The organism is Nitrosospira sp. Nsp14, from assembly GCF_900113575.1.
GTDB lineage: Bacteria > Pseudomonadota > Gammaproteobacteria > Burkholderiales > Nitrosomonadaceae > Nitrosospira.
This window is the reverse complement of the sequence record NZ_FOPV01000026.1, coordinates 14,697-30,034: the sequence shown is the minus strand read 5'-3', so window position 1 is coordinate 30,034 and position 15,338 is coordinate 14,697. Positions and strand designations below refer to the sequence as shown.

Genomic DNA, 15,338 nt, shown 5'->3' with positions numbered 1-15,338 from the left:
CCGGCTCAAGGATAAACGCAAAGCCGGGCATGTAAAGGTCAAGGCTTAGTAAAATTAAATGTCCGGGTGGGTCAGTTTTATTCCGGCCAAATAACCAAAAAGTGGGTCAGTTTTAAACCGGCGTTGACATCGAACCATGCTCCAGTCGGCCAATTGCGGGCGTGAGCCAATGAGAGCAGGCTTTGGGCATACATGCGGATCCCAGATCATTTGACACGGAGAATCACAGAATGAATAGAAAAGAACTTGTTGAAGCAATGGCAACCAAAACCGGCTCGAATAACGCGCAGGCAGAGCGCGCTGTCGCCGCGCTGGTCGAGATTATTTCCGACACGCTGCAAAAGGGTGATTCCTTGTCATTGGTCGGATTTGGTACCTTTGAAGTTCGTGAACGTGCAGCACGGAGTGGCCGTAATCCCCAGACTGGCGAGGAACTGAAGATTGCGGCATTCAAGACTGTAGCCTTCAAAACAGGCGCAACGTTGAAGGCTGCCGTCAATGGCGGCGGAAAGTAAGGATCAGGACCGTCAAAGCACTATACGTTTCAGGCACTCTCGTTTATAGGTACTAACAAGTGCTTCCCGTTGTTGTTCGGATCAACCCGGTTCACTGCCCGGTCCACCTTCCACCAGACGAATTGTTCCGTCGAGATTGATCTCGTCTGCGCGATCTGCGCGGCTTCTTCAACCGGGGTGTCAGGGTTCATCCAGGCTAACGCATCCTCCGGCTCCAGCACTACCGGTCGTCGGTCGTGAATATCGACCATCCCGGCCCCTGAGTCTTCAGTCACGATCACGAAACCGGTTTCCACCGTCTGCTCGACGTCGGGCCGAAAGTTTGTCAGCCCAGCCATGAATATTGGGGCATTCGCTCTGCGGGTGATGTACCAGGGCTGCTTCTTACCATTCTCCAGCGACCACTCATACCACCCACCACTGGGAATGATCACGCGCCCTTCGCTGAACATGTGCCGGAAGTAACTTCCCGTCCGCGACTTCTCCACTCGGGCGCATATCCAGGGTTTCTTCTTCTCAGCGGCTTCCTTTGGAGTGCGATAGCCCCAGTTCATACCGATGAACAGCAACTCGCCGCTGTGGAGCATGATCATCCATGGACGTTGGCCGGGGGCGACATTATAGGACGGGCTATTGTCACCCAACGTTTTGAGCTGCTTGCTGATATGGGCGCTCAGCGCGTCTGCATAATAGCGGGGCGTCTCCGACTGTTCAAACCTGCCGCACATTGCTATTTTTTCGCCATTGCCAAGGTGGAGTAGGAGAAGAATCGGCCCATAAGCCCCGCTTCTCCGCTTTCGCGCCATGCTCCAGCACATACAGATCATGATCCTTGGCATATCTCCGGTATACCCAAGCCATGCCGCGATTTACCTGTTCTGAATTCACATCCACGCCCGCGCATTTAACCCGGGCGACGATGCGTTGATAACGGTCCCTCACAAGCGGGGTGATTTCCGCCTCTTTGCCGAAGCATAAGTCGGAGAACGATTGCTTCGACTTGCTTCCGAACGGCTGGGCATTCTCGGGTGCATCAATCTCGGCCAGGCGTATCCTGTGTTGCTTCTTCGATGCGGTCAGAACCGTGAGGGTATCCCCGTCTGCTATGCCCACCACTTTGCCACTGAAGGATGCAGCCTGTGCAGCTGATAAATAGAGGACACATAATGCACCGAGTGTGAATTTCAATGCTGAGTTAAAGTGTGGCATTTCGGGCAGGGAAAAGGTATGGCTGACCTATCGACGTTTGAACAATACTACAAACTGGCTGACATGCTAATTCAGAAGGCAACGAAAGAACAGCTTGCAGAATGTGCAAGATTACTTGCGCTCAATCTTGCTCATTACAAAGCAAGGCATGGCAAATTACCGCTAGATGAAACTCAGGCATCGGTAATATGAGCGAGTCCAATGAGGCTCAGGCACAGCTCCTGACTGACGGCATGGAGACATTGGTTGGCGTGCTGGGAAACCTTTGCAGCGGACTCGGCAAGGAGAAGCATTGAAGTACATTATTCCTCGACTCGAAAGCGAATCCGGCTCAACATCAACCCGTAGGAGAGGAAAGGAAGGGAATCGAACGTTGTTCGATGTTATACAGAGGGAGGAAACGCAGCAGCCGCTGAAATAGGTACGCCAGCGTCTGAAAACAGGCCGGTAGGACTCGGTTCCCCAAATCTAGCAGCGTATGTGCCCGCTGGCGTTGTGAGAGATTCGCGCAAATCCTGGCGGTTGTCAAGAATCCGAAAGGCCATCAGCTGCCTCGGCGACCGCGGTTATTTGACGCGGCAGCACGCGCTCGTGGGCCGCTCTGGGGTTGCGCGTCCCACGGTGCGGCCAATGGAGACCTAGGGGGAATACCTCACCTTGGAGAGCGCCGTTTCCTGGGTTTCAAACGGCAGTACTTCTCTTGGGACCGGCTGTTCACTTTGCCAGTCGGTTTCCCCGACTTGACGAAATCTGTCAATGATCGAGTAAATCACCTCCCGATTGATTTCCTCTGCCTGGACAATTGTCCGTAAACCAATCCCATATTCATAGCCAAGATCGCGCTCGAACGATTCATAAATTGCCGGTGGCTCGTTTTCTATGATTTCAAGCTCGGTTTTCTCTTTATATTCGCGCAACGTCAACCCGCCGAAACAGTCGTAAGCTGGCTCTGGTCGCTCAGCAATCATGTAATATTTTTCCCCATTTGCCCTTCTAAAAGGCCCTTCCAATTCCATGCGCTCCTGTTTTATTTGCTCTTCGGATAGAAGCGAAAATGCGCGCTCTGAAGCCATGCTCCACGTTTTGCTCCAGAATTCGTCAGTCGCGGTAAAAATCGTGGCATTCCAAATGGTGACCCCGTCGGTTCCAGGAAAATAGACCTGAAACGATTGGTTGTATAGCTTGGGCCGGCCCGGCTCATCAAGCATGAGATGGGTAGTGAACTTGCCACCGTATTTACTCCCTTCCTGGGTGATCCTCCAGCGCAGGCTGACGTAGAGGTCCCGCCGTCGCCGTCGCGGCAATTCTGCAAACGGGATGAAATTGAAATACTCTCGTTTCCTCATTATTGACCTTCGTTTCCGTTTACAACGTGCTTTCGAACTCCATCAGGCGTGACGCCGGCACATCAAGAGTTTCAGCCAGTCGACAAATATTGAGCAGGGCGATATTTCTTTGCCCACGCTCAACCCCACCAAGATAGCTGCGCGCCAGTCCACTCTCAAGCGCGAGCTGTTCCTGCGACCAGCCGCGTTCCTTACGTACCTGTGCCAATCTCTTTCCAAACAAGGTTCGTGGATCGGACGGGTTCTCATTTTTCGCCATCCCCAGATTCTCTGGATCAGGGTACTATGAGACCACGCTCTATGAGTGACAATTATACTTATTTCTACTATATTTCCGGAACTTTGTCATTTTGGTCAGATTGAATGAACAAGCTAACTCCCCACCCGGATATCCAACATCTGAGCAGTGCTGAGAAAGAGACGCTCATGGAGAAATACGTTTCCGGCGCGAAGGTGTCCGATCTGGTTAGGGAATTCAATATTAAATGTACACCGAGCCAGCTTTGGAGCAGGTTACCCCCCCGGGTTCTCGAGCACCCCTGCCCAGTCTGCGGCAGTGTCATGGTGCAGGACTTACCCAGCCGTTCATCTTATAGGTCATCACCCAAAATACACTGTTCAGCATGTGATCACGAGGAAGGCAATCGATGTCGGTGCAAGCATTGCCAGGAACAGCGAACGCGGGCGGCAGCGGAAGAAGAAGCTCGCCGCCAGGCGTTAATAACTCAAGCGATGAAAGCCGAGCGGGACCGTTATGTTTGCTCCAGCTACTCGGTGGACGCACTCCCACTTTCGCTGGGGGTGGCATTTCTTGCATTCTATAGATGCTGCCCAATCAACAAGAAGGGGTTGTACGATCCGCTTGAGGCCAATCCTGTGCCATTTGCCCCGGCCGAGTATGGGTCAACATTGTTGGACTTGCTTCGGAAGTCCGGATTAATCAGCATATCGGAGCATTCACCGGTCGGCAGCATTTTCCATCAGGGTTCGCAGGTGACTTTCACGGCGGAAAAAGTCTGCTGGACCGGGGATATCGATAAGAATCTCAAGCTGGCGGAGGACATTGAGGACCGCGCCCTTACCGGCAACTGGCCCGAGCACTGGTACGCAGAAGTGGAAGAGAACTGGTTAAATCTTGCGCTTGCCGAGTGTAAGGAGTTTTATGATTATTGCCTCGACGAGAGAAAACTTCACGTGCAAGGCGATGAAGCCATAAAGGACATGCTGAGGAACATCCTTCGCGATTTCTCGGTTGGGCAGTGCTACAACATCATTTGGCAGGGGGCGAGAAATGCAGCGGATTTCCTGGTCAGAAGAAAAACAAACCACACCCACGCGGGAAACTTCATGGCGGGGGCCTGTCAGCGGGCGGCCGATACCGCTCGGGCAGAGGGATATGCCGTAAAAAACTTCAGGCGAAACTTTGAGCTTCCCCGCAGCATGATCAGTTACGTGTTATGTGACGTAATTTTCAAAATCGGGGAGCGTGGATTTACAGAACGAATCGGGTTAGAGGCGCTTGCGCGGGAATCAGAAAATCTCTGGTAAGCCCAAAATCAGGAATTGGTTGCGGAAGGAGGGCAGCAGGCAGACCTGCTAGGATTCTCGTCGAAGGGTAACAAATCGGGCCGGCTGATGGAGGCGGTGGATCAGATCAACAGGAAGTATCGGCGCAGCACGATCCATCTGGCGTCTGAGGGAGTCGATCGGACCTGGTCGATGCGCCGCAGCTTCAAGAGTCCAAACTACACAGGGGACTGGGATGAGCTGCCAGCGGTGAGCTGACGCAAGGAATAGATCGTTCTATATGGAAGGCAGGATAGCGGCTTCCAAAACTCAAAGGCCGCGACTGGCTTGAGAACTCAGCCGCGTTCAATTCGCGGCAGCCCCAAGTCAATGCGACCCCTGACAGCCTCATTGTATATAGTACGGACGATCTTCGCAATCGGTCGCCGTTCAACCATAATCTTTCGGATAGAACAGCTGTCGATGGGCAAAATGTATCCCACGTCCAACAGTCTCGGCCAACGGATACACCCGACTCACGAGGGCATAAGAAACTTCTGGAGGTGGTTCAATGGCGTACAACCAAAAAGAGTGGCTGGCAAAGATGGACAAGGCGACAACGGGCGAGGAAATCGGGGCGCTGATAATGGAGCTGCCGATTCGTGGACCCGCGATTCCCGAGGACGGCCCCGAGTTTTCTACCATGGAACAGCAGACGACTTCTCGACCTTCAACCTCTACCACCAGAACCGCAAAGACGCAGGCTGGCTAGGGCGCGGCGCTACACCGCTGCAACACCCACCTTCCCGAAAATTAGGCCAGGCTGACGGATGGGTATCAGAATCAGACTGTCACGCGACTTCCCCCACTTCCGACTCGAACTCGGCTTCAGGAATCGCACTAGTTTTTGGGACCGGCTGGACAGGTCTTTGCTAATCCCCATGTCAGCGAGTTTTGGTGCGGTCGTTTCTGACGACCGCCCCTCTGTGTACTGGTTGATACCCGTCTCCGCAGCGCCCGTATTCATTCCAAGAGTGGCTTTCTGAGCGGTTATCAACTCCCCCAGGCGGCGCTCGGCCTCGGGAATAGGGGTCAGTTTTTGAGAGCGCCCGTAGAGATCGGCTGATGCCGACATCCCCAAAGTAGGGTTCGATCGGCCCTACTCATTGAGGAGGACCGATGACCGGCCCTCGTCATTCACGAGGGCCGGTGAACCACCTATTTCTCCCCTATTTAGCCTTACCCGCGATTCATCAACCCGGCCTCTGAAAGGTCTCTGCTGACAGCTAGAGCCAGAGAGCGTTGGTCTTGTAACGCGGTCGTCACTATCGACCGCGATAGGAGCGCGGCCAGCACGACCGGTGTTTAGCTTGGAGCTGGTGCACGACAAGGAGAAGATGCGGGCATTATGGTCTCCGTGGCTCAAGCCCTGGTTCCCAAAGGACTTGGACGATCCAGGTCTCGCTTTGCTCAAAGTCAGGATCTTGGCAGTCGAATATTGGGATGCGCCCGACAGGGCTACTGCACGGGCATACGGAGTTGTGAAAGCGCTGGTGACGGGTGATACCGATGCGTTGGGTGAACATCGGAAACTGGATCTAAACGAGGAATCGGGGCGGCTGTTGAAAACTCCTAGGCCCCCTTGAAACCAAGCCCTACGGAAATCATCGCTCCTTTTTTAACTCATCCGCACGTGCCCTGTAGAGGCACACGAAATTCATAGCAGGCATGGCAGCAGAATCTCCGTCCGCCAAGAGCTGGACCGAGGTTTGAAGAGCCTATTATTTAAAACTAGGTGATGGAACTTGAGCTGACGCAGTCTCTATTCATCCCAAATTGTCTGCCTTCCTGCGTCGCGCCATAAAACCAATCAAGCCCAGCCCAGTGAGCATTAAGGCATAGGTTTCGGGTTCCGGGACGCCCAAGGCAATGACCTGACCATTGTTATTAATATCTATGGCGTCGGTTAGAATCCACCCTGGGGGCAGGTCAACCAGTAGATTAAGGTCCATCATCCCTTCCCCGTTCGGGCCGGTGATGAAGGCGTGATTATATAGCGAAGAGTATTCACCAGTATCCGACTCTCCTACGACCTGCCCGGTATCATTGATGCCACGAGCGTAGCTCTCATTCCCACCTAACGTGCCCAGATCTTTCACGCCGACCCCATCAGGGCCGGTAATGAAGGCATGGGTAAAACCTTCAGCCGTATATGACCATCCCGCCACCTGCCCGGGATCGTTGATGTCCTCAGCATAGCTATGATAACCGCCCAAAGTACCAAGATCTCTCATACCGGCTCCATCAGGACCGGTGATGAAAGCACGTCGTGGTGGAAGATCACTTTCTTCCCCTGTGGTAGAAAACCCCGTTACTTGCCCGACATTGTTGATCCCGCGAGCAGAACTCCAAGCAGCGCTCGAACTTCCACCCAGGCTGCCAAGGTTCCTCATCCCCATTCCATCAGGGCCGGTAATGAAAGCACGGGAAAGGTTGTCCCCGTCCGTGAGAGACTCCCCCACTACCTGTCCTCTATCATTGATTCCATAAGCATTGCTCCAACTTCCACCAAGCGTGCCAAGGTTCCTCATCCCTATTCCATCAGGGCCAGTAATGAACGCATATTGACTAGTTTCAGCCGTAGACCATCCCGCCACCTGTCCCGCGTCGTTAATGTCAAAAGCACTACCGAGATCTCCACCTAAAGTACCGAGGTCCCTCATGTCCATTCCGTTAGGGCCGGCGATGAAGGCGCGCAAATTGCCGTTAGAAGGGTAGGTCGTTCCCACCACCTGCCCCGCATCGTTTATGCCCAAAGCGAGACTGTCTGCGGTGCCAACGGGTGTTGCAGTCTTGGCATTGAGGTCGACAAAGAAGGAGCGTTCCATTTGGGCGTTGGCATGTGTAACGAGGCCGAAGCCGGTAATCAGAGCTATAGCCAGGATGAGGTTGCGAACTGTGAGGCAGTGATTTTGCATTTTTATATCCTCCGGCAACGTGGTGTTTAAAATAATGACGAGTCCATTACTCACATTAGGTGAGGGATCCAAGCCGGCAAAGACACGCCCTACCTAATTGGTAACGATACAAGGTATCGTGGGAAAAACCCAGAGTATCGTCAGCCGTAGGCCGCACAAAAGAAATACGCCCGTGAACCGCGCTCTCTCTTGGGACCAATCCCCAACAGGGCGCCTTTTCATGGGCGTAATTTAGGGTACCGTCAGAAACGGCTTGGGTCAGGTTGGGTGGATTACTCAGCGGCGCTCATGCATCTGCTTTTTCTTCAAGACTCGCGCTTCTCGCGTGGGGGATATGGCGGTATAAGGTCGATGCTGCCACGTTTAATCGCCGGGCTACAGTGGCCACGGTAATGTCGGAATCCTTCAACATCGCCCTCGCTGCCTGAAGATCCTTGTCCGAAAGTGAGGCAGGCCGGCCGCCTACACGACCGCGTTCCCGCGCCGCTCTCAAGCCTGCAGTAGTGCGTTCGCGGATGACGCCACGTTCGAATTCTGCCAGTGCAGCAAAGATATGGAAGACTAGTTTTCCGCTCGGCGAGCTGGTATCGATGGGGTCCTGCAGCGATTTCAGCCCTATTTCCCTGTCCTGGAACGACTCGATGGTTTCAATAAGCTGTTTCATAGAGCGGGCAAGTCGATCAAGTTTCCAGACCACCAGTGTGTCCCCCTTACGCATGTAGGCAAGGGCAGCTTTGAGCTCTGGCCGATCCCGCTGCGCACCTGATGCCTTTTCCTGGAAAATCTTCTCGCACCCTTCTTTAGCCAAAGCATCAAGTTGTAGGGCCAGATCCTGTTCTTGAGTGCTTACCCTCGCATAACCGATTTTCATTTCACTCCCTCAACAACGTCGTTATTCTCCTGAAACTCATCTCAACTATAGATTATCGGAGAGAGATTTTCAAGAGATAGTTTTAAGAGGGGAAAAGGAGGTGAAACTGCAAAATTCTTTAGTCCGCTCGCTATCTCCGAAAAACGACCGTTTAAGAGAAAAGAGAAAAGAGAAAAGAGAAAAGAATTATTGTTGGGATAAAACCTGTCGCGTAGAACATACCCCTACTCCATGATAGGTGTACCTAAGTGCAGTTGCTTGCTCAGCAATACAGCTTAAAATACAACCCCCACCTATTGCAACTGCACTCAGCAGGGATGTTCATCGCTCCTGCAGGGCGGCAGGACGACAAACAGGAGAAATTGCGCCATGGCATTGCATCCGGATTTTACTCTATCTCCTTACGAGGTATTGTTCCCCGACGTGCGCTGGTTCCCGGCGGCGGAAGAGTTGCGCAGTACGGCCTATGAGAAGCTGCTGCCGCCCTTGGTGGCGAAAGTGCGCGCAGAGATCAAGGCGTGGCGCGATAGGAACTACGCGGGCACATCGGCCACCTCGCGCGCGCTGCTGGCCTGGTGGTTCGAGACCGATCACCGGATCGAACAGGCGGACGGCACGCAAAGCCAGTTCCGTTACTACTTCGCCCAGCGTGAAGCGGTCGAAACCGTAATCTGGCTCTACGACGTACGTGGTACGCGCGACAAGTTCGACCTGCTGCGCTTTGATGCCTCAGGCGCGGTATCCAGCAACATGTTCGATGAGGACTGGCCGCGTTTCGTGATCAAGATGGCCACGGGCGCGGGTAAGACGAAAGTCCTGTCGCTGCTGATGGCCTGGAGCTACTTTCACAAGTTCTACGAGGCTGGCTCCGAGCTGGCGCGCAACTTCCTGCTGATTGCGCCCAACATCATCGTGCTCGATCGGCTGCGCGCCGATTTCGACGGGCTGCGCATCTTCTTCAACGATCCGGTGCTGCCGGATAACGGCTATGCGGGACGCAACTGGCGTGATGACTTCCAGATCGCGCTGCACATCCAAGACAATGTGCGTATCGTGCGACCGGCGGGTAACATCTTTCTCACCAACATTCATCGCGTCTATCTCGGCGAAGTGTCTCAACCTTCACTCGGCGATGACGACCTGCGCGATTACTTCCTCGCGCCATTCGGCGCGAAGCCCGCCGGCAAGACCACTGACAGCAAGATCGATCTGGGCGAAGTGGTGCGCGACATTGATGAGCTGGCCGTATTCAACGATGAGGCGCACCACATCCATGATCCCCGCATGGCCTGGTTCCAGTGCATCCAAGACATTCACCATCGACTGCTGCAAAAAGACTTGCGGCTGGCACTACAAATAGATGTAACGGCCACTCCCCGCGGCAACGACGGCTCCATTTTTGTCCAGACCGTGAGCGACTACCCGCTGGTCGAGGCCATTGCCCAAAGCGTGGTCAAGCACCCGGTGCTGCCGGACGGAGCTAGCCGCGCGAGGCTCGCCGAACACAAGAGCCCTCTCATCACCGAGAAATATGACGACTACCTGCAACTGGGCGTGGAGGAATGGCGCAAGAGCTATGCCGAGCATGAGAAGCTGGGTAAGAAGGCAGTATTGTTCGTGATGGTGGACGATACCCGCAATTGCGACGAGGTCGGGGAGCACCTTCAGAAAATTTGTCCGGAATTGCAGGACGGGGTGCTGGTAATCCACACCAAGGCCAACGGCGAGATTTCCGAAGCTGCGTCGGGCAAAAACAAGGAGGAACTGGAGAAACTGCGCAAGCAGTCGAACGAGATCGACACCTGGAGTTCTCCATTCAAGGCGATTGTCTCGGTGCTGATGCTCAAGGAAGGCTGGGATGTGCGCAATGTAACGGTTATTGTGGGCCTGCGCGCCTATTCTTCCAAGAGCAACATCCTACCGGAGCAAACGTTGGGGCGCGGGCTGCGCCGCATGTATTTCGGCACTGATCACCGCGAAACGGTTTCGGTTATGGGTACTCCCGCCTTCATGGACTTCGTCGAATCCATTCAGCGCGAAGGCGTGACCTTTGAACGGGTGCCGATGGGCGGTAGTGATGGCCGGGAGCGCGAAGATTCACTGGTGGTCGAAGTGGATACGGAAGCGCCAGACAAGGATATCGAGGCGCTGGATATTGCGCTGCCGCGGCTCACCCGGCGCTTCAATCGGGAGTTCAAGGACTTGGCGGAACTCGACCCCGCCACGTTCGGCAATGCAAAGCTGCCCGTAAAGTCCTTCACGCCGGAAGAGATTCGCGAGATCGTGTTCAAGACCATGCTCGATGCCGAGGTGGATCACACTATCCAGCTCGACAATAACGGCACAGCAGATTATCGCTCTGTCGTCAGCTTTTTCGCGCGCCAGCTCCTCAAAGACCTATGTTTAGTGGGTGGCTACGACCAGCTCTATCCGAAGGTCAAGACGTTCATGCGCGAACATCTCTTCACCAGTGTCGTCGATCTGGAAGATCCGGTGATCCTGCGCAACCTGTCCGAGCCTGAGGTCGGCAAAGTGCTGTTCGACCACTTCCGTGCCTCGATCAATGCCCTGACCATCCATGACAGGGGCAGCTCGCGCATAGAAGGCCATATCCGGCTGCGTGACACGCGACCTTTTCGCACCGAGCGGCGCTGTTTCCTCCCTGCCAAGCGGTCCGTGTTCAATCGAATAGTGGGTGAAGGCAGCGCGGATGGCCTGGAGCTAGATTTTGCGGCGTTCCTTGAAAACGCGCCGGACGTGCAAGCGTTTGGCAAGAACTACATGGCCGTGGGCTTCAAGCTGGACTATGTGAAGGCCAACGGCGATCTTTCGACCTACACGCCGGACTTCATCGCACGTACTACGGATGGCGCAGTGTGGATTATCGAGACCAAAGGGCGCGAGGAAATGGATGTGCCGCAGAAGATGGCGCGGCTGCGGCATTGGTGTGTCGACGCGAGCGAGGCCAGCCGCAGCGATGACACCACAGGGGAGGGTGGAACCCGTTATGGTTTCGTCTATGTCGACCAGGAGAGTTTCGAGCAGCATAAGCCGTCATCATTTACTGGACTGGCGAGCACTTTCCGCGAATACCAGAACGAGAACAGCCGGGGCTGACGATGGCGGGACAAGGTAAAAAATCCTACGAACTGAGCGAAGCCGAACAGCGCGACCTGATTGCGCTGATCCAGCAGGGTAAAGCCTTGCCGGAGAAATACCGCTTCATCCTGTTTGAGGACAAGCGCGAGGTCGAGCTGGTCTGGAACGGAAAAACACGAGATGTATGTACGACGGTTCTTCCCTTCCAGACGCTGGAGCATATCGATGAGCCACGCACGGAAACCAAGGCACAAAAGGAAATGTTCGACAGTCGCGGGCGCCAACAGGCGGGCTGGACCAACAAGCTGATCTGGGGCGACAACAAGCTGATCCTTTCCTCACTCAAGGCAGGTGCATTGCGCCGGCAGATCGAAGACGAAGGTGGCCTTAAGCTGATCTATATAGATCCACCCTTCGACGTGGGCGCAGATTTCAGCATGGATATCGAGATCGGCGGTGAAACTTTCCACAAGGAAGCGAACCTGTTGGAGCAAATTGCCTATCGTGATACATGGGGGCGCGGGGCTGATAGCTTCATCGCGATGATCTATGAGCGGTTGATCCTGATGCGCGACCTAATGGCAGAAGATGGCTGCATCTATCTGCATTGCGATTGGCGGGTGAATTCTTACATTCGCGGTGTGCTAGATGAGGTGTTCGGCAGAAGCAATTTCATTAATGAGATCACCTGGAAGCGTGCTCACACCGTAAAGGGAAACATTGGGCAAGGCAGCAAGTACTTGGGAGCGAATACTGACACTCTGTTCGCCTATGGCAAATCCGAGAACTACACGTTCAACAATCTCTTCTTGCCCTATTCTGATGAGTACATTCAAACTTTCTTCAAATACATTGACGCGGACACCGGACGACGGTACAGGCTTGTCAGCATGATTGGACCAGGCGGAGCGGCCAAAGGTAACCCTAGCTACTCAGTTATGGGGGTAACCCGCTATTGGCGATATAGCCAAGTCACTATGAATACTCTCATAGAACGGGGACTCATTGTTCAGACATCGCCTGGAGCAGTACCTCAAAAGAAGCAGTATTTGGATGATGGCGAAGGGGTTTCGATTCAATCACTTTGGGACGACATCAATGGGATATCCGCATCGTCAACAGAAAGAACTGCATATCCCACGCAGAAACCCGAAGCCCTCCTTCAACGCATCATCAAAGCGAGCAGCAACGAAGGCGATTTGGTTTCCGACTTCTTCTGTGGATCCGGTACGACTGCCGCTGTTGCGGAGAAACTAGGGCGCAAATGGATCGCAACCGACTTGGGCAAGTTCGGTATCCATACCACGCGCAAGCGGCTGATAAACGTGCAGCGTGAGAAGAAGGCCGCCGGGCAGGATTTTCGCGCATTTGAAGTGCTGAACCTTGGCCGCTACGAACGGCATGCCTATCTTAGTATTGGCGGGCGGTTGACAGCAGGACAGAAGGCGCAAGCCCTCGCGCAGAAAGAAAGTGAGTTCCGCGAGCTGATCCTGCGCGCCTATAAGGCAGCGGCTTTTGGCGGGACTGAAGGCGCAGGCTCGGAAAATGCACCGCAGGATGGTTTCTTCCATGGGTCTCGCAATGGACGGCTGGTTGTGATCGGTCCGATCAATCTTCCGGTGGGGCGGTTGTTTGTCGAAGAGGTCATCACGGAATGCCGCAAGCGCGGCGCGTCCCGTGTGGATGTGCTGGCCTTCGAATTTGAGATGGGGCTGTTTCCTGCTGTGCTGGAAGAGGCCAAGGCTAAGGGCATCGACCTTTCCCCGAAATATATCCCCGTTGAAGTCTTCGACAAACGGGCGGTGGACAAGGGCCACGTGGTTTTCCACGACATTAGCTTCGTCGAAGCCGCTCCGCGCTATCACGGGAAGAGCAAGCTCGCGTTAAGCATAGAGCTAACGGATTTTTCCGTCTATTACACGCAAGGCGCATGCGAGGCGGCCATTGCTGCAATGAAAGACGGCAAAAGTGAGGTTATGTGCGAGCATGGACAGCTTTACAAGGTGAGCAAGAACAAGGCCGGAACCGTCACGAAGGAGAGGCTGACCAGGCACTGGACGGACTGGGTGGATTACTGGGCAGTGGACTTCGACTACATGAGCCGCAAGGAGATCATCAAAATTCCCGTAGGAACGGGTCTCGGTGGGGTCGCTTCATTGCCGGGCTTCGAGCCGCCGCAACGCGAATTGACCCTCCCCGACTTTGAGGAACGCTGGACCGGAGGCTACATTTTTGAGAACGAATGGCAGAGCTTCCGTACGCGCCAAGATCGTCACCTGGAGCTGACAACCGCTCAGCATACCTATGATAGACCGGGCTGCTACACCGTCGCCGTCAAGGTGATCGATATCTTTGGCAACGACACGATGACGCTGGTCGCCGTGAACGTGGGCTAGATCAAGGGAAGAGACGCCGCGCCTTTTTGCCGCTGATATAAAAACTCCATATCCGCGACCCTACGCTTCGCTTTTACACTCCTCTGCCGATCGCCGATTTTCTGACAGATTCTTCTGCTTACTTTTGGCTACCTTAAACGGGAAAAAAGGAAAATAAATGAAATTCATCCATGCCGCGGATATTCATCTGGATAGCCCTTTAACGGGGCTGAGCGCCTACAGCGATGCGCCGGTGGAAATGCTTCGCAACGCGACGCGCGACGCGTTTACCAACCTGGTTACAGAGGCTATCGAGCAACAGGCCGATTTCATGGTGATCGCCGGAGACCTGTATGACGGCACATGGAAAGATCACAATACGGGTATTTATTTCTGCAGGGAGATGGGGCGCCTAAAAAAAGCCGGCATTCCGGTCTATCTGCTCTTCGGCAACCATGATGCCGAAAGTGATATGACGAAGAAACTCCAGTGGCCCGAGAATGTCTTTGCGTTCGACGCTCGCAGGCCTGAAACTTTCTTCATCGATCACTTGAACGTCGCCCTGCACGGTCACAGCTTCAAGGACAGGGAGACCACCGAGAATCTGGTTACGGGGTATCCCGCACCTGTGCAGGGGATGTTCAATATTGGCGTTCTCCATACCGCCCTTGAAGGCAATGCTGCCCATGCAACCTATGCTCCTTGCAGTCTCGAGGAGCTTCATGCGAAAGGCTATCACTACTGGGCGCTGGGCCATGTTCATGAACATCAGGTCTGGCACGGGGCTTCAACCGTTGTGTTTCCGGGCAATTTACAAGGACGCCATATCCGCGAGACGGGTGCGCGCGGTGCAGTGCTGGTCACGGTGGATGAGGGGGAGGTAAGCAAGGTTGAGCGGCTCCTTGTCGATGTGCTTCGCTGGCACAGCTTGCACATCGATGCGACGGACTGCGATTTGCTGGCTGACGTGGTGAACGCGGCAAGAAAAGGACTCGAAGAGCTGATAGCCCACCATCCTGCTGCAATTCCTGCTGCAGTCAGAGTGACAGTTACTGGTAGGACCCCGGCTCATGGTGATCTGTTCGGATTGGAAGCCCAGTTGCGGCTCGAAATCCTGGCGATAGCCGCCACAATAGGAATGGACCGGCTCTGGATTGAAAAAGTGAAGATTGCCACTTCGGTGGCGAATGACAGTGAAGCCGCAAGGACGCGCGGCGATGCGCTTTCAGACCTGCAGAATATCCTGGAAGCGGCTGATACCGATCCAGCATTTCTCGAAAGCCTGCGAGCCGACCTGCTGATGCTTGTCACCAAGTCGCCGCCCGAGCTTCAAGCCGCGGTCCCGTACTTTAAGGGAATACGTTCCGGTGATCTGATTCAACTGGTTTGCGAAGTTCGTCCCGGGCTGCTTTCTTATCTGGCTCGAAAGGAGTAGCGAG

At 54.3% G+C, this 15,338-nt stretch carries 16 protein-coding genes; 9 read left to right on the top strand and 7 right to left on the bottom strand.

What is annotated here, in order from left to right; translation table 11 throughout:
• The first annotated feature begins 230 nt into the window (after positions 1–230).
• Positions 231–515: an HU family DNA-binding protein gene (locus BM022_RS13970; RefSeq protein WP_091140276.1), complete on the top strand. Its 285-nt coding sequence runs from the start codon at positions 231–233 to the stop codon at positions 513–515.
• Positions 516–544: 29 nt separating this feature from the next.
• Here the strand turns inward: BM022_RS13970 and BM022_RS13965 are convergent, their stop codons facing one another.
• Both BM022_RS13965 and BM022_RS13960 read right to left on the bottom strand, forming a co-directional pair.
• Positions 545–1,243, bottom strand: coding sequence for an SOS response-associated peptidase (locus tag BM022_RS13965; RefSeq protein WP_091140275.1), 699 nt, complete (start codon positions 1,241–1,243; stop codon positions 545–547).
• Positions 1,227–1,724: a thermonuclease family protein gene (locus BM022_RS13960; protein ID WP_091140273.1), complete on the bottom strand. Its 498-nt coding sequence runs from the start codon at positions 1,722–1,724 to the stop codon at positions 1,227–1,229. The genes BM022_RS13965 and BM022_RS13960 overlap by 17 nt, the downstream gene beginning before the upstream one ends.
• Positions 1,725–1,742: 18 nt before the next feature.
• On the opposite strand from BM022_RS13960, the gene BM022_RS16185 reads away from it, so the two are divergent.
• Positions 1,743–1,916: a hypothetical protein gene (locus BM022_RS16185; RefSeq protein ID WP_256209196.1), complete on the top strand. Its 174-nt coding sequence runs from the start codon at positions 1,743–1,745 to the stop codon at positions 1,914–1,916.
• A 446-nt stretch (positions 1,917–2,362) separates the two neighbouring features.
• On the opposite strand, the gene BM022_RS13950 is transcribed toward BM022_RS16185, so the two are convergent.
• A complete protein-coding gene (locus tag BM022_RS13950; RefSeq protein ID WP_091140272.1) occupies positions 2,363–3,070 on the bottom strand; it encodes a hypothetical protein in 708 nt (235 codons plus the stop codon).
• Positions 3,071–3,089: 19 nt separating this feature from the next.
• Positions 3,090–3,329: a helix-turn-helix domain-containing protein gene (locus tag BM022_RS13945; protein WP_091140270.1), complete on the bottom strand. Its 240-nt coding sequence runs from the start codon at positions 3,327–3,329 to the stop codon at positions 3,090–3,092.
• Positions 3,330–3,802: 473 nt separating this feature from the next.
• On the opposite strand from BM022_RS13945, the gene BM022_RS13940 reads away from it, so the two are divergent.
• From BM022_RS13940 to BM022_RS13930, 3 genes are all read left to right on the top strand, one after another.
• Positions 3,803–4,618, top strand: a complete 816-nt coding sequence (locus BM022_RS13940) for a hypothetical protein (protein WP_091140269.1) — start codon at positions 3,803–3,805, stop codon at positions 4,616–4,618.
• Positions 4,619–4,633: 15 nt separating this feature from the next.
• A complete protein-coding gene (locus BM022_RS13935; RefSeq protein ID WP_256209195.1) occupies positions 4,634–4,855 on the top strand; it encodes a DUF4113 domain-containing protein in 222 nt (73 codons plus the stop codon).
• 292 nt (positions 4,856–5,147) lie between these two features.
• Positions 5,148–5,348, top strand: coding sequence for a hypothetical protein (locus tag BM022_RS13930; RefSeq protein WP_091140267.1), 201 nt, complete (start codon positions 5,148–5,150; stop codon positions 5,346–5,348).
• A gap of 9 nt (positions 5,349–5,357) precedes the next feature.
• Here BM022_RS13930 and BM022_RS15620 read toward each other — a convergent pair whose 3' ends face one another.
• Complete coding sequence (locus tag BM022_RS15620; RefSeq protein WP_091140265.1) at positions 5,358–5,711, bottom strand: hypothetical protein; 354 nt, start codon at positions 5,709–5,711, stop codon at positions 5,358–5,360.
• Positions 5,712–5,937: 226 nt separating this feature from the next.
• Here BM022_RS15620 and BM022_RS13920 point away from each other — a divergent pair, with 226 nt between their 5' ends.
• Positions 5,938–6,222: a pyridoxamine 5'-phosphate oxidase family protein gene (locus BM022_RS13920; protein WP_256209194.1), complete on the top strand. Its 285-nt coding sequence runs from the start codon at positions 5,938–5,940 to the stop codon at positions 6,220–6,222.
• Between the two features lie 180 nt (positions 6,223–6,402).
• Here the strand turns inward: BM022_RS13920 and BM022_RS13915 are convergent, their stop codons facing one another.
• The gene (locus tag BM022_RS13915) at positions 6,403–7,554 is read right to left on the bottom strand and encodes an HAF repeat-containing PEP-CTERM protein (protein WP_091140263.1); all 1,152 of its coding nucleotides are present in this window, start codon (positions 7,552–7,554) and stop codon (positions 6,403–6,405) included.
• 286 nt (positions 7,555–7,840) lie between these two features.
• Positions 7,841–8,425, bottom strand: a complete 585-nt coding sequence (locus tag BM022_RS13910; RefSeq protein ID WP_091140261.1) for a recombinase family protein — start codon at positions 8,423–8,425, stop codon at positions 7,841–7,843.
• Positions 8,426–8,794: 369 nt separating this feature from the next.
• On the opposite strand from BM022_RS13910, the gene BM022_RS13905 reads away from it, so the two are divergent.
• From BM022_RS13905 to BM022_RS13895, 3 genes are all read left to right on the top strand, one after another.
• Positions 8,795–11,542, top strand: coding sequence for a DEAD/DEAH box helicase (locus BM022_RS13905; RefSeq protein WP_091140259.1), 2,748 nt, complete (start codon positions 8,795–8,797; stop codon positions 11,540–11,542).
• A gap of 2 nt (positions 11,543–11,544) precedes the next feature.
• Positions 11,545–13,920 (top strand): DNA methyltransferase, encoded by a 2,376-nt coding sequence (locus BM022_RS13900; RefSeq protein ID WP_091140257.1) that lies wholly within the window; start codon positions 11,545–11,547, stop codon positions 13,918–13,920.
• Between the two features lie 157 nt (positions 13,921–14,077).
• The gene (locus tag BM022_RS13895; RefSeq protein WP_091140255.1) at positions 14,078–15,334 is read left to right on the top strand and encodes a metallophosphoesterase family protein; all 1,257 of its coding nucleotides are present in this window, start codon (positions 14,078–14,080) and stop codon (positions 15,332–15,334) included.
• Positions 15,335–15,338: the final 4 nt, after the last annotated feature.